This window comes from Streptomyces sp. NBRC 109706 (assembly GCF_000974485.1).
GTDB lineage: Bacteria > Actinomycetota > Actinomycetes > Streptomycetales > Streptomycetaceae > Streptomyces.
In genome coordinates, this window is the sequence record NZ_BBOM01000016.1 from 120,395 (window position 1) to 135,077 (window position 14,683).

Annotated in this window: 10 protein-coding genes; 7 read left to right on the top strand and 3 right to left on the bottom strand. The window is 71.5% G+C overall.

From position 1 onward, the window contains the following. The first annotated feature begins 2 nt into the window (after window positions 1–2). The 7 genes from AOM46_RS30960 to AOM46_RS30990 all read left to right on the top strand — a co-directional run bounded on the left by AOM46_RS30960 (window position 3) and on the right by AOM46_RS30990 (window position 11,073). Window positions 3–1,490 (top strand): amino acid adenylation domain-containing protein, encoded by a 1,488-nt coding sequence (locus tag AOM46_RS30960; RefSeq protein ID WP_062218185.1) that lies wholly within the window; start codon window positions 3–5, stop codon window positions 1,488–1,490. Window positions 1,491–1,514: 24 nt separating this feature from the next. Beyond that, window positions 1,515–2,309, top strand: coding sequence for a methyltransferase domain-containing protein (locus tag AOM46_RS30965; RefSeq protein WP_078857367.1), 795 nt, complete (start codon window positions 1,515–1,517; stop codon window positions 2,307–2,309). Window positions 2,310–3,227: 918 nt separating this feature from the next. After that, window positions 3,228–6,578, top strand: coding sequence for an acyl carrier protein (locus AOM46_RS30970; protein ID WP_062218190.1), 3,351 nt, complete (start codon window positions 3,228–3,230; stop codon window positions 6,576–6,578). Beyond that, window positions 6,571–7,317, top strand: a complete 747-nt coding sequence (locus tag AOM46_RS30975; protein ID WP_062218193.1) for a class I SAM-dependent methyltransferase — start codon at window positions 6,571–6,573, stop codon at window positions 7,315–7,317. Before AOM46_RS30970 ends, AOM46_RS30975 begins: the two co-directional genes overlap by 8 nt. A 151-nt stretch (window positions 7,318–7,468) precedes the next feature. Beyond that, the gene (locus AOM46_RS30980) at window positions 7,469–8,722 is read left to right on the top strand and encodes an MFS transporter (protein ID WP_062218196.1); all 1,254 of its coding nucleotides are present in this window, start codon (window positions 7,469–7,471) and stop codon (window positions 8,720–8,722) included. Window positions 8,723–8,756: 34 nt separating this feature from the next. Then, the gene (locus tag AOM46_RS30985) at window positions 8,757–9,536 is read left to right on the top strand and encodes a phytanoyl-CoA dioxygenase family protein (protein WP_062218199.1); all 780 of its coding nucleotides are present in this window, start codon (window positions 8,757–8,759) and stop codon (window positions 9,534–9,536) included. 52 nt (window positions 9,537–9,588) lie between these two features. Next, window positions 9,589–11,073 (top strand): AMP-binding protein, encoded by a 1,485-nt coding sequence (locus tag AOM46_RS30990; protein WP_062218202.1) that lies wholly within the window; start codon window positions 9,589–9,591, stop codon window positions 11,071–11,073. A gap of 18 nt (window positions 11,074–11,091) precedes the next feature. Here the strand turns inward: AOM46_RS30990 and AOM46_RS30995 are convergent, their stop codons facing one another. From AOM46_RS30995 to AOM46_RS31005, 3 genes are all read right to left on the bottom strand, one after another. Next, window positions 11,092–12,198: a non-reducing end alpha-L-arabinofuranosidase family hydrolase gene (locus AOM46_RS30995; RefSeq protein ID WP_062218205.1), complete on the bottom strand. Its 1,107-nt coding sequence runs from the start codon at window positions 12,196–12,198 to the stop codon at window positions 11,092–11,094. A 194-nt stretch (window positions 12,199–12,392) separates the two neighbouring features. Continuing rightward, a complete protein-coding gene (locus AOM46_RS31000; protein WP_234314150.1) occupies window positions 12,393–13,661 on the bottom strand; it encodes a glycoside hydrolase family 27 protein in 1,269 nt (422 codons plus the stop codon). Window positions 13,662–13,916: 255 nt separating this feature from the next. Further along, the coding region (locus AOM46_RS31005) for an IS110 family transposase (protein ID WP_062218211.1) at window positions 13,917–14,683 on the bottom strand (767 nt) is incomplete at its 5' end.

A 14,683-nucleotide genomic window follows, 5' to 3' on the forward strand; every position in this document is an offset into this window, starting at 1 on the left:
ACGTGTCACTGATCCACGCACTGCGCACCGCCCTGCGCGACCACGCCCACGCCACCGCCGTCGTCGAAGGCGACGACAGCCACAGCTACGCCGAACTCGACCGGCTCTCCGCCGATATGGCGGGTGGACTCGCCGAACACGGCGTGACCGGCGGGGACATCGTCGCGATCCAGGCCGCACGCGGATGGGACCGCTGCGTCGCCGTCCTGGCCGCCTGGCGGCTCGGCGCCGGCGTCGTCTCCATCGATCGGGAACAGCCCGCCGCGCGCGCCAGGAAGATCGCGGTCAACAGCGGGACACGCCTCGTGCTCCGGGGCCGGGGGACCCCGCCCCTCGCCGACTTCGGCGCCCCGACACACACCTTCGACGAGATGCGGGGCAAGCCGGGAGACGACGCGGACGACGGGCCGGTCTGCTACGTCATCCCCACCTCGGGCTCCACCGGGGAACCGAAGGCGGTGGCGGTGCCCCCCGCGACACTGGCGAACCTGGGCCGCTGGCACGTCGACCACTGGCCGCACCCCACGCCGCCGGACACGCTGCACGCCGCGTCCGTCGGATTCGACGTCGGCTACGAGGAGTTGGTGGCCACCTGGCTCTCCGGCGCCCGCCTCGTCATCGTCGACGATCCGACGCGGCGGGACTTCCCTGCCCTCCACGCCACGCTCCGACGCCACCGCGTCGCCCGCGCCTTCCTGCCGGTCCAGGCCCTGCACGGACTGGCCATGGCCGCCCTGCTGGAGAGCGAGGGCCTGCCAGACCTCAGGGAACTCGTGATCGCCGGCGAGCGTCTGGTCGTCAACGACGAGGTCAGGGAGTTCTGCGCCGCCGACGGCCTCGCCCTGGTCAATCACTACGGGCCGAGCGAGACCCATGTCGTCACCCACCACCGGTTGCCGGGCCACCCCTCGGCCTGGCCCGACCACCCGCCCATCGGCAACGCCGTGGCCGGCGTCGAACTGCTCGCCCACGCGGACGGCGCGGTACGGCCGTTCGCCCCGGGGGAGGAGGCCGAACTGGTCATCGCGGGCGACTGCGTCGCGCTCGGCTACCTCGGCGACGACGAGCTGACCGCCCGCAGGTTCCGACGACTTCCGCACCGCGACGGGGCCCTCCGCCGGTGCTACTTCTCGGGCGACCAGGTCAGGTTCGACGGCCGGGACTTCCACTTCCTGCACCGCGTGGACCAACAGCTGAAGATCCGTGGCTACCGCGTGGAGCCCGGCGAGGTCGAGGCCGTGGTCCAGGCCGTCCCGGGGGTGCGCCACGCCGTCGCCTTCGGCGTCGGCCACGGGAACGCGCACCTCGGCGTCTGCTACGCCCTGCGGGACGACGGATCGGTGACCGCCACCGAGCTGCGTGCCGCCTGCCGTGACGCGTTGCCGGACTACATGGTCCCCGCCCACTACTGGGAGCTTGAGGAGTTCCCGGTCACCCGCAACGGCAAGGTGGACCGGGCCGCCCTCCGCCAGATGTTCACCCATCAGTGACCCGCCCCCGAGAGAGGCGAGAAGTTGAGCGCACACGAGACGACGGTGGTACCCGAGGAAACAGGTGACGAGCAGGCCGAACCCGCAGGACCGGCCGAGAGGGCCGGAAACGCCACGGTCGGCGACGACATCGTCACGACCAACACCCGGTGGAGCTTCGCCGGTTCGACACCCCGCCACTTCGACGCCCATGTCAACAAGAGCGTCCCGCTCTATCTCCACGGACACGAACTCATCGCCAAATGCGTCGAGTTCTTCTCCCGCCCCGGCGGGACGATCATCGATGTCGGCTGCTCGACGGGAACCCTGCTGGCCTCCATCGCCAGAAAACCCAGCAGCAAGGACCTCAGCCTCGTCGGCATCGACATCGAGGCCGACATGGTGCGCGCCGCCCGGGAGACCTGCGCCCGTCTGGAGAACGTGACCATCTCCCAGGGAGAGGTGTTGAGCGCCGACTACACCGACTCCAATGCCGTGATCATGTACTACACCCTGCAGTTCGCGCCCCCCGAACAACGGCGGCTGGCGCTGGAACGCATCTACGACGGGCTGGTCGAGGGCGGCGGGCTCTTCCTCTTCGAGAAGGTGCTCAGCCCCGACGCGCGACTCCAGGACATGCTGCAGCAGCTCTATCTGGAGTTCAAGATCGACAACGGGTTCGAGCCGGAGGAGATCTACAACAAGGAACGCAGCCTCCGCTCCGTGATGGCCCCCCAACCCAGCAACGACACCCATGAGTTACTGCACCGCACGGGCTTCACCGGGGTCGTCACCATCCAGAAGTACCTGTTCTTCGAGGGCATCCTGGCCATCAAGTAGCCCGCCCGGGGAGGGCCTGGTCAACGGCGGATCCACTGATCAAGGAGCGTTGACCGGCGAGGGCGGCCCCGTTGTGGTCCGCACCGACGCCGACCCATCCCGTGTTCGCCGTCGGGGCACCAGTTGACTCGCGTTTTGCGGGCGGTTCCCCGGATGTCGTGTCGCCGGCGTCATCGTGCTCGATTCCGCGCTGCGCGGTTTCTCTCTTTCTTCGCGAATTACCTTGACATGGGGCGTCGGATGCGGAGGTGTGAATGACTGGCGGGTGCCGTTGAAGAGGCAATTGGGGAATTACCGCGCGATGCCCGATATGGATGTCGACCACGCCTGCCGGGCTGTGACATGTATCACATTGCCTGGGGTGAGTTGGGTTTGCTTGTGTACTTGCCCGTCCCCCGTTGACTGGGCCAGACTCTGTAACAGGGCCTGGCGGCCCGTGCTATGCATCCGGGATGTCGAGCAAATGGGCAGGAGTGTCCTTTTCTCGATTGGCCGGCGTGCTTCATGGTTTCCCCTGATCGTGAATCGATCTCAGTGGGGGGTGAAGACGATGACGAACCAGGACTTCCTCGCTTCTCGTGAATCCGGCGAGGCCGCCACCAAGTGGTAATCCGGTTAACTGCTCTGGCTGACGCGCAGGCCGTATTCACCTGCTGCGGCCAGCACCCACGCCCTTCCCCAGGAGTGAAGAATGCTGGAAGACGGCCTACCACATCCGCCTGCGGGAAATCGAGAAACGTGTCGCGGAGGCCCCGGCGGGAGCCCGGACGCCGGCCGCCGCCACCCCGCCGCCGAGGTCGGCCCCCACGTCCGGTACGGCGACACCAGCCGTCCGGAAGCGCCGCGCACCGTGCGACCGCCCGACGAACACGTCCTGCCCCGGCTGTCGGAGGCCACCACCGAGTCGGGCACCCCGGCATGAGCGCGGCTGCCGACGAGACGACGGAGGCCAGGTTCGCCGCCGTCGCGCGGCGCCTTCCGACCAGGACGGCGCTGCGCGACGGCGACACGACGTGGACCTACCGCGCGCTCGACGAGGCGTCCGACGCGGTGGCCCGACGGGTGCGGGAGTGCACCGCGCCCGGGGCGCCGGTCGCCGTGCGGATGCCGCGCGGCGCCGAGCATGTCGCCGCCGTCCTCGGCGTCTGGAAGGCCGGCAGCGCCTGCCTGCCGCTCGACCACGCCCTCCCTGAGGAGAGCACCGAACGGCTGCTGCGGGCCGGCGGCGCGGCCACCCTGGTCGAGGCGCCGGACGCCGTCCAGCCACTGCCCGGGGCCGGCGCCCCCTCGCTGGCCTGGAACGACGGCAGCCGGGACCGCACCGCCTATGTCTTCTTCACCTCCGGATCGACCGGGGCGCCCAAGGGCGTGGCCGTGCCCCACCGGGGCGTGCTCAACGAGGCGGACTGGACCCGGCGGGCGTTCGCCCTCACCCCCGACGACCGGGGAACGTGGCTCTCCTCGCCCGCCTTCGCCATCTCCCGCTGGGAGTTGTGGCCACAGCTGACCTGCGGCGCCTCCGTCGTAGTTGCCGAACAGGGCGTGGAGTGGCGCCCGGAGACCGTGCGGGCCTGGCTGCTGGAACGCCGCGCCAGCACCACCATCCTGGTCACCGGGCTGGGCGAACGCACCCTGGCGCTGCCCTGGCCGGAGCGCTGCCCCCTGCGGCTGATGGTGCTGGGCGGGGAGCAACTGCGCCGCTGGCCCGGCCGGTTGCCGTTCACCGTGGTCAACTCCTATGGCGCCACCGAGACCTCGGGGGCCCGGCTCACCTCCGTGCTGAGCCCTTCCGGGGAGGGGCTGCCGCCGATCGGCCGCCCCATCGCCCGCACCACGGCCCATGTGCTGGACCCGGCCGGTCGGCCGGTGGCGCCCGGCGAGATCGGGGAACTGTACATCGGCGGCGTCGGCCTGGCGCACGGCTATCTCGGAAACCCGGCGCTCACCGCCGAACGTTTCCCGCCCGACCCGTTCCACGACGGGGACGGGGACGGCCGGATGTACCGCACCGGGGATCTGGTCCGTCGGACACCGAGCGGCGAGCTGGCCTATGTGGCGCGCGCCGGTGCGGAGCCCAAGGTCGGCGGCGCCCGGGTCGACCTCGGCGCCGTGGAGGCCGCGCTGTTGGCGCATCCCGGGGTCGACTGGGCCGCCGCCACCGTGGGGGAGCCCGCCGGGACCGCCGAGGTCCTGGCCTATGTCGGTCGCTCGGGCGCCAGGACGCCAGCGCCGCACGAGCTTCGGGCCACCCTCGCCGCCCGGCTGCCCCGGCACGCGGTGCCCACCCGGTTCTATCTGCTGACCGCCCCGCCCACCCTGATCAGCGGCAAACTCGACCGGGCCAAGCTGCCGAGCCCCGCCGAGGCGACGGAACTGACCGATCCGCACACCCCGGCGCTCGACGCCACGGAGGAGCGGGTGCGGGGGCTCTTCGGCGCCGTGCTGGGCAGGGCCGAGGTCGGCGTGCTGGACGACTTCTTCGCCCTGGGCGGCGACTCGTTGGGCCTGGCGCGGCTGCGGGCCGGCCTCGCGGAGGTGTTCGGGCGGGAGCTGGCGCTGCCCGAGCTGTATGTCGCGCGTACCGTCCGGGAGATCGCGGGGCTGCTCGCCGCCGCGCCGGAGCCCGGGGGCGGGGACGCCGAGGCGGCGCGGTCCGCCACGCTGCCGCTCTCCGGCATCCAGCGGGGCATCTGGCTGCGACAGCAGGACGACCCCACCGGCCTCGCCTACCTGGAGACCCTGGAGATCCATCTCGAAGGGCAACTCGACGTCGGCGCACTGCGGTTGGCGCTGAACCGGCTGGTCGAGCGGCAGGAACTGCTCCGGGCCGCCCTGACGCCCCGCGAGCCGGAGCCGCTGCTGCTGGTGCGGCCCACCGCCCCCGTGGCGCTGCCCGTCGTGGACGCGAACGGCGCCGCTGATCCGCCGGACGTCGAACCGGCCCGCCCGTTCGACCTCTTCGAGGCCCCCCTCTTCCGGCTGCTGCTGCGGCGGCACGGCGCCACCGCACACACCCTGGTCCTGGTGGTGCACCATCTGCTCTGGGACGGCGGCTCCGTGCCCGCGCTGCTCGACGAGCTGACCGCCGGTTACGATCGCGCCCGCGGCGCCGAATCCGCGGACCGACCGGCGCAACCGACGGGCTACCACGCCTATCTGGCCAGGGAACGCCGTGCCCTCGCCGGACCCCAACGGGCCGCCGCCGTCGCGCACTGGCGCGCCACGCTGGCCGAACTCCCCGCGTCCAGCCCGGTGTTCGCCGCCACCGTGGCAGGCGACCCGGGAGGCGACCCGCTGGGCGTGCTGACGTGGACGCTCTCGGACGAGCTGACCGCCGGCATGGCGCGGGCCGCCGCCGAGGCCGGCTCGACCGTGTTCGCGCTGGGCGCCGTCGCCTTCGCCGCCGCGCTGCACGAGCACGGCCCGGGGACGGACCCCGTCCTGCTGATCCCCGTCTCGCTGCGCCACCCGGCGGAGGAGGCCACCGTCGGACCGTATCTGAGCATGGTCCCGCTGCCGGTGCGCCTCGGCGGCGCGACCCCGGCGCGCGCCGTGCTCGGCGCCACCACCGACACGCTGCACGCCGGGCTCGCGCACGCCGCCGTGCCGTTCGCCGAGGTGATCAGGGAACTGCGCCCGGACCGCACCGGCGGCGAAACCCCCTATGGCCAGTTCCTGTTCGAGGTGAACCGGCTCCCCGACCCCCGCGTCACCGCCGACGACGTCCGCTGGCGCACCGCATGGCTGCCGAGCCGCGCCGCCAAGTTCCGGGTGGCGATGATGTGGAACGAGACGGCGGACGGCTGGGCCGGACGGCTGGAGTACGACCCTCGGCGTCTGACGCCGGAGACCGCCGCCGCGCTGGTCCGGGACGCCGAGCGGCACGCCCTGCTGCTCGTCCGGGCGCCGGACAGCGCGTTCCCCCCGCCGCCCCGGTGTCCCGCCGCCGCGCGGGGCACGGCGCCGGACGCGGCCCCGGCGGCGCGGGCACCGGTGCCGGAGCGGCTGCGGACCGTCGTCGAGAAGGCGTGGTCGACGGTGCTGGAGACCGGCCCGCCGGCCGACGAGGACAACTTCATCCTGCTGGGCGGGGCGTCGCTGGAGGCGGCCCGGATCCTGGCCCGGGTCAAGCAAGAGTTGGGAGTCTGGATACCCGTGCGGGAACTGTTCGACAGCGAGGACTTCGCCGATTTCGCGGCCCGCGTCGCCGCCGCGCTGCCACCGCCCGAGGACGCCGGAACCGACGAGGAGGGGACCGACCGTGCGTGACTACGACATCTCCACCTACGGCGACCGGGCCGCGGCCGAGTACGACGTGCTGATGGGCGGTGGGGAGGCGCCCGAGCCCGCCGTGACGTTCCTGACCTCCCTCGTCCCCGAGGGCGACGCCCTCGAACTCGGCGTGGGCACCGGGCGGGTGGCCATCCCCCTCGCGCGCGCCGGGCTGCGGGTCGCCGGCATCGACTCCTCTACGGCGATGCTCGCCGAGCTGGCGAAGAAGCCGGGCGGCGACGCCGTCGAGCCGCTTCATGGCGACTTTCTCAACCTCGCCGGCATCGGCGCCGACCGGACCTTCGACCTGGTCTACAGCCTGTGCAGCACCCTCTACTTCCTGTGCGGCCAGGAGGACCAGGTGCGGTGCTTCCGCGCCGTCGCCGAGCGGCTGCGGCCCGGCGGGTATGTCGTGCTGGAGCTGGGCAGTCCGCCCTACCGGCGGATGAACGAACGCCAGTATGTGGACGCCTTCCAGGTCGATGCGGACGAGGCCGCGTTCTTCCTCTCCCTGCACGACCCGCTGGCCCAGCGCGTCGACCGGCAGCAGATCGTGGTGGACGAGCGACGCACCCGGCTGGTCCCGATCTCCTTCCGCTATATCTGGCCCTCCGAACTGGACCTGATGGCCGCCCTCGCCGGGCTCACCCCCGTCACCCGCCAGTCCGGCTGGACCGGCGGCGAGTTCACCGGCGTCGGCCGGCACATCTCCGTCTACCGCGCGGGGACGGCCTAGCCATGGCCCCTCCGCGGCGGGAGGCCGCGCCCGAACTCCCCGCCCCCGCCGCGCGGCTGGCCCGGCGGGCGCCCGAGGTGATGAGCCCTCACGCGATGGCGTTCCGCCCGTCCGGGGGTGATCCCGAGAACCGGGATGGAGAGGCTTTCCATTGAACCCCTACCGGTCGGTGCTTCGGCACCGCAGGCTCAGTCTCCTCCTCGCCGGGGACTTCGCCGCCAAGCTGGGCGACGGCATGCTGTTGGTGGCGCTCCCGCTGCTGGCGCTGGACATCCACGGGCCGCTGAGCGAGGCCCTGGCCGTATCGCTGGTACTCGCCGCGCCGACCCTGCTCTCCCTGCCCATCGGGCTGCGCGTCGGGCTCAGCCGCTACCGACCCGATCCGAAGAAGGTCATCGCCCTCGACTGCCTGGTGCGCTCCACGGTGTTGACGACGTTGGCGGTGCTGGCGCTGCGCGAAGTGCTCACCCTGTGGCCGCTGTTCTTCGCCATGCTCTTCGGCTCGGTGCTGCGGCCGATCGCGGGCGCCTCGCGGCGGTTGCTGGCCACCTCGATGATGGCGGAGGAGGACCGGCTCGCCGTCAACAGCGTGCTGGGCACCAACGACAGCACGGCCGTCTACATCCTCGGGCCCAGCCTTGCCGGCGTCCTGGTGGTGCTGACCGGCTCCTGGCTGCCGATGCTGCTGGCCGGACTGTCCTTCCTGCTGCTGGCCGGCGCGCTGATCGGCCTGCCGACACCGGAGCGGACCAGGCCGGCCGACGGGCCGGTCTCGTCGGGCTGGGAGATCCTGCGGCGCACGGCCGGGCTCTGGCCGCTGTTCTTCGTGGCCTTCTCCTTCAACCTGTTGTGGGGGCCGGTCGAGGTCATCCTCCCGCTCTTCGTCCGCCAGGACCTGGACGGGAGCGAGGCCGCCTACGGGTTCCTGATGACCTCGCTGGGCGTCGGCGCCGTGGTGGGCTCGATCAGCGCGGCCTACTTCCGCAGGTACCCGCCCGCGCGGGTGCTGACCTGGCTGATCGTCGGCTTCGGGCTCTCCCTCGGGCTGCTGGCCTCCGCGCCCCATATCCCGGTGGCCTTCGTGGCCATCGCGGTCGGCGGCCTGCTCTGGGCCCCGTTCGTGCCCGTGATGTACACCCTGATCCAGAGCCGGGTACCGGAGGGCGACCAGCAGCCCGTCCTCACGTTCTGGAGTTCCGGCTACAACCTGGCCGGCCCGCTGGGCGTGCTCTGCGGCGCCCCGCTGGTGGCGTTGTTCGGCACCCGGGGGGCGATGTACCTGTCGGCGGCGCTGACCGTCTCACTGGTGGTTCCCGCCGTGCTGGCCGGGCGCGGGCTCCGCGACCGGCGGGAGGGACCGATCGGTGTCGGCGGCGGACCGGACCGTAACGCGAACCGCACGTGACCAACCGCAGGCATCCACAGACAGGGGAGGCGGCGTGCTCAGCACGACCCAGCTCAGGAGCTACCAGACCACCGGTTACACCCTGGTGCCCGGGGTGCTCTCCCCGGCCGAGACCGAGCGTGTCCGCCGGGAGATCGAGCACCTCTTCCACCAGGAACATCCGGGCCGGGTCCTGGAGAAGGACGGCCGCACGGTCCGTGGCATCCACGGCTGCCACCAGGTCAGCCCGCTGGTGGCCCGGCTGGCCCGCCGGTCGCCGGTGCTGACCGCGGCCGAACGGATCCTGGACGGCCAGGTCTATGTGCACCAGAGCAAGGTGAACGCGAAACGCGCCTTCCAGGGCGATCTCTGGCCCTGGCACCAGGACTACGTCTTCTGGCAGCGCGAGGACGGCATGCGCGAGCCCCGGGCGACCAACGTGGCCTTCTTCCTGGACGAGGTGACGCCCCACAACGGCCCGCTGCTGTTCCTGCCCGGATCCCACCGGCTGGACACCGGCGACACCGAGGGACGCGGCGGCGAGGGCGACTGGAAGTCGCATCTCTCCGCCGACCTGAAGTACGCGCTGACCCCCGAGCGGCTCAGGCCGCTCGCCGAGCGACTGGGCATCGAGTCGGCGACCGGCCCCGCCGGCAGCATGCTGCTCTTCGACCCCCGGCTGATCCACGGTTCGGGGACCAACATGTCCCCGGTCGACCGCACCCTGCTGCTCCTCACCTACAACAGCGTGCACAACGTGCCGACCGGCGGGAGCAGGCCCGCGTTCCTGGCCGAGCCGGACCACACCCCGCTGACCGCCCTGGACGAGCTGTGATCACCGACCTGGGCAGCCCGCCGCCAGCTCCCACCTCGGAGAGGGAATCGACATGCCGCTGATTCACCGACTCCTCGCCGCCGCTCGGCGGACCCCGGACGCCACGGCGGTCGTTGACGGCGGCCGGGCCTACACCTACGGCGAACTGGACCGGTTCTCCGCCGAGTTGGCCGGTGGGCTCGCCGAACAGGGCGTGGCGCCCGGCGATGTGGTCGCCCTGCACGCCGGGCGCGGCTGGCCGCGCGCCGCCGCCGTGCTGGCCGCCTGGCGCCGGGGCGCCGGGGTGGTCTCCATCGCCCCTGACCTGCCCGCGCCGCGTGCCGTCAAGGTGGCCGTCGGGGCCGGCGCGCGGATGGTGCTGCGCGACCCGACCGCGCCGCCCGCCCCCTTCGGGATCCCCCAGTACACCGTCGACGAGATCGTGGCCAAGCCGCTGGACGAGGTGGCCGACGGGCCGATCGCCTATGTCATCCCCACCTCCGGTACCACCGGCGACCCGAAGGCCGTCGCGGTGCCGCCCGTCGTCCTCGACGACCTGGGCAGCTGGCATCTGGAGCGCTGGCGGCACGCCGTCGCGCCGCACACCCTGCACGCCGCGTCCATCGGATTCGATCCCGTCTACGAGGAGATGGTGGCCACCTGGCTGGCCGGCGCCGTGCTGATCGTGGTGGACGACGACACCCGCCGCGACTATCCGGCGCTGATCCGCGTCCTGCGCGCACACCGGGTGGCCCGCTGCTTCCTGCCGGTCGCCTCCCTCCACGGGCTGGCGCTGGCCGCCGTCGTGGACGAGGCGCACCTGCCCGACCTCAGGGAACTGGCGGTGGCCGGGGAACGCCTGGTGGTCAACGACGAGGTGCGGGCGTTCTGCGCCGCCAACGGCATCGCGGTGATCAACCAGTACGGCCCCAGCGAGACCCATGTGGTGACCGCCTACCGCCTCCCGGGCGGCCCGGAGAACTGGCCGACGCACCCGCCCATCGGCTCGGCAGTGGCGAGCGCGGAACTCCTGCGCTGGACGGGCGGCGCGCTGCGCCCCTTCCACGAGGGGGAGGAGGGGGAACTGGTGATCGCCGGGGACTGCGTCGCCCTGGGCTACCTCGGCGACGACGAGCTGACCGCCGCGAAGTTCCGTACCCTCCCGCACCGGGACGGCGTCGACCGCCGCTGCTACTTCTCCGGTGACCTCGTCCGGCTGCGGGAGGGCCAACTCCACTTCCTGTCCCGTGTCGACGACCAGCTGAAGATCCGCGGCTACCGGGTTGAGCCCGGCGAGGTGGAGGCCGTCCTCGCCGCGGTGCCGGGCGTGCGACGGGCGGTGGCGTTCGGCCTGCACCGGCTGAGCAGCCTTCGGCTCGCCGTCTGTTACGCCCGCGACCAGGGCGGCGACGTCACCGCCGATGCCCTCCGCGCCGTCTGCGGCGCCGAACTGCCCGACTATATGGTGCCGGTCCACTTCTGGGAGGTCGAGGAGTTCCCGGTCACCGCCAACGGCAAGGTGGACCGCGCCGCCCTCCGCGCGATGTTCGACGGCTGACGGCGGCTCCGCCGGCGGTCAGCAGCCGGAGTTGGTCTGGGTGGCCAGGCCGAGACGCCAGGGCAGTTGGGAGTAGTCGCCGCCGGCCGCCGGGTCGATTCCCTGGTAGAGCAGCCGGAGTTCGCAGGAGTCGATGGTCATGCGCTGGTCGTGGCCGCTGCGCAGGAGTTCGCCGTGGCTGATGTCCTGGGTCCAGGCGCCTTCGGGGAAGGCGACGTTGTCGGCGCGCGCGAAGGGGTTGTCGGGGGTGTCGGCCAGGGGCTGCCACGGGCTGTCGAGGCTGTCGGCGGTGAAGGAGCGGTACCAGCGCCGGCCGTTGTCGCCGATCGCCTCCATGATCAGGAGATAGGTGTCGGCGTCCTCGACGTAGTAGACCGCCTCGCCCTCGAAGAGGTTGGTGCGGCTGTCCTCCAGGACGATCCGGGTGTTGTCGAAACCCTCGGGGAACGCGGCCACGGTGGTCTCCGCGCGGTAGAGGTGCCCGTTGTCGTCGGCGGAGAACAGATAGCACATGGCGTCGTCGCAGATCACCCAGTAGTCCAGCCAGTGACCGTTGCCGATGTTCTCCCGGACGATATCGGGCATCTCGTCCTGGTAGTTGCGGGGCGCCGACCAACTCATGGGGTCGCTCGGATCGTTGGAGACGGAGTAGGACGGCAGGCCGGTCTGGTAGACGAGGTGCCATTCGTCGCGCGGCTCGAAGTAGAAGAGGTGCGGGGCGGCGGCATAGCGGTTGCCGATGGCCGGGTTGGTGTCGAGAAAGGTGTGGGGCGCGCTGTCGGCCTGGGACCAGTCGGTGAAGCTGGTGTGGGCCAGGCTCCAGGCGCCGGCCGTGTTGGCGACGGTGAAGTACACCTGCCATTCGCCGTTGTACCGGACCACGGTCGGGTCCTTGACCGAGACCACGTCATGGCCGGCGTCGGGCTTGACCGAGACCACGGGGCCGGGCGAGGTCCACTCGAAGCTGCTCGGCAGCGCGGCGGCATTCGTCTCCGCCGGCGCCTCTGCCGGCGTTTCCGCCGGAGGCGACGCGGAGGAGTTGGCGGGCGCCACGGTCAGGACCATCGCCAGACCGGCTAAGGCGCCCAGCGCGGCGCGCGACGGGCGGCGTCGTGCAAGGAACATGGGAACTCCAGAGTTGGTGTGGGGAGCCAACGCGCACGAGATTTCGAACGCTGTTCATCTGCGCGAACAGAGAATAGGAAGGGCGCCGAGGGCGCGTCAATCTGTTCGGCCCGATTACTTGTTGTGGAAGTTCGGCCGAATCGCCCCGTGGTTATGCGGAAAACCTTCTCCACGCCATGGGAAACGAATTCTGTTCAGGCCGGTGTTGCCGTCTCCGGAGTGAAACGGTAGAGCGCGGCGCCGTGGGCGGGCAGATCGGTGACGAGGGTCCTGCCGTCGTGGGAGATGTCGGAGCCCGTCCACACTTCCCTGACCAGGTCGTCGGGCCGGCCGTCGACGGAGCCCAACGGCGTGGCGACGCGTCGGGGTTCGGGGGCGAGAGAGAACACGGCGGCGTAGCGCCGCCGTCCGTCGGTGTCGCGCGCGGTCCACCACACCGTCTCGCGTTCCCGCAGCACCTCGCGGTTGTCGGTGGAGTGCCACAGGACGCTCAGGGCCTCGTCGTTGGTGAGCAGTGCGATGGTCGCCGGCGGGCTGGTCGGCAGATCGCCCCCCATCATCAGCGGCGATCTGGCGATGATCCACAGGCTGAGCAGGCTGATCTGCTCCGGGTGGGTCAGCCGACACAGCCGGTCGTCACCGCGCTCCGCGCGGATGCCGATGCGGCCGAGCGGGAGCATGTCGGCGTCGGCCCAACCGCGGGGACCCTGCCACGGGGCCCAGCGTGCCAGCCGGGCGAACTGCGGCTCGACGTCCTCCCAGCGGTCCCACAGGTCGTCGCTGAGCCGCCACATGGTGGAGTGCGTCCGCAGGTGGTCCAGCCGCGCGAGCGAGACATCGGTGCCGGGGGAGAGGCTGAGTTCGATGGCGCGTCCGCTGCGCTCGACGGCTCGGGCATAGGCGCCGATCTCCCGTTCGTGGTACGGGAAGAGCATGTCGTCGGCCTTGACGAAGTCCACCCCCCAGTCGGCGAACTGCGCCACCTGCGCGTTGTAGTACGCCTGGGCGCCGGGGTGGTCGTGGTCCAGGCCGAAGTTGTCCGGGTTCCACGGGCAGACGGACGAGGTGTCGGCGATATCGGCGGCGGTGAACGGCGTTCCGAGAACGGGCAGCCGGGCCGCCACGGCGCGTCTGGGAACGCCCCGCATGATGTGCAGGCCGAATCTGAGCCCCAAAGCATGGACCCGATCGGCCAGCGGCCGAAAGCCGGCCCCGTCCACGGCGGAGGGAAACCGACCGGGCGCCGGAAGCTGCCGGCCGTACCCGTCGAGAACGATCGGCGCGTCGGTGTTGTAGCCGTGGGCCCGGGCCGTGGGGTCGTACCACTGGATATCGACGACCGTGGTATCCCACCCATGGGCGAGCATATGGTCGCTCATAAAGGTGGCATTGGCGAGTACTTCATCCTCGGTGACCGTCGTCCCATAACAGTCCCAGCTGTTCCACCCCATGGGCGGACGCATCCGACGATCCGGCAGGCGGCGTGAGGGCATCGCGATCAGTACTTTCGTGTGGACGCGTGGCGAGGGCCGGCCGAGTCCGACACTTCGATGTTCGTGATGTCGAACAATGGTCGATATTCCGGTAGGACGGTAGTGATGGTGCGGAACGGTGTCAACAGACCGGCGACCGAACCCGGATGGGAGGGAGCCGCATGTTCGGCCAGCGCCAGCGGGGCCCAACGGGGCGGAGGTGCCGGTCGGATGCTCTTATGGATGTCAAGCAGCGGTTGCGAGGTGATTCGGGGCCGGTGCGGTGGCGTTCGTGGTGGTCAGGACGTGGTAGACCTCGCGGGCGACGAACCGCTTGAGGCAGCGGATGATCTCCTTCTTGGACAGGCCCTCCTTGGTCCGTCGCTCCCTGTACTGCTTGGTGCGCTGGTCCCAGCGCAGGCGGCAGAGCACGATCCGGTAGAGGGCCGCGTTCGCGGCCCGGTCACCGCCCCGGTTGAGCCGGTGGCGGTGGGTGCGGCCGGATGACGCGGGCAGCGGGGCGACGCCGCAGAGCATGGCGAACGCCGCTTCCGAGCGGAGCCGGTCGGGGTTGTCGCCCGCGGTGACCAGCAGCTGGCCGGCGACGTCCGGGCCGACGCCGTTCAGCTCGGTCAGGGCCGGGTTGATCTCCTGGGTGAGCGGGGCTATCAGCTCGTCCAGTTCGTCGATCTCCTGGCCCAGGTCGCGGTGGCGGCGGGCGAGAGAGCGAAGGGCGATCTTCGTCGCGGTGAGCGGACCGCCGGCCTGGTCCAGGCTCGGGCGGAAGCCCGCGCAGGTGGTCAGCAGGTCCTTGTCCTTCAGGTGCCGCAGCATGGTGCGGACGCCTTCCGGCGCGGTGACGATCAGGTTCTTGACCTGCCGCTGCACGTCCGAGCGCTGCTGGACCGCGCTGCGGCGGGCGACCCGCAACGCCCGCAGGGCCTCGACCCGCCCGTCGCGGAACTTCGGTGTTCCCGTGCGGCGTTCGGCGAGCGCGGCCCGGGCCGCTGCCT

Bases quoted from the DNA above. Each gene is read 5' to 3' on its own strand.
- AOM46_RS30970 (WP_062218190.1), top strand. From the start codon at position 3,228: ATGAGCGCGGCTGCCGACGAGACGACGGAGGCCAGGTTCGCCGCCGTC.
- AOM46_RS30990 (WP_062218202.1), top strand. From the start codon at position 9,589: ATGCCGCTGATTCACCGACTCCTCGCCGCCGCTCGGCGGACCCCGGAC.
- AOM46_RS30995 (WP_062218205.1), bottom strand. From the start codon at position 12,198: ATGTTCCTTGCACGACGCCGCCCGTCGCGCGCCGCGCTGGGCGCCTTA.
- AOM46_RS31000 (WP_234314150.1), bottom strand. From the start codon at position 13,661: ATGCGTCCGCCCATGGGGTGGAACAGCTGGGACTGTTATGGGACGACG.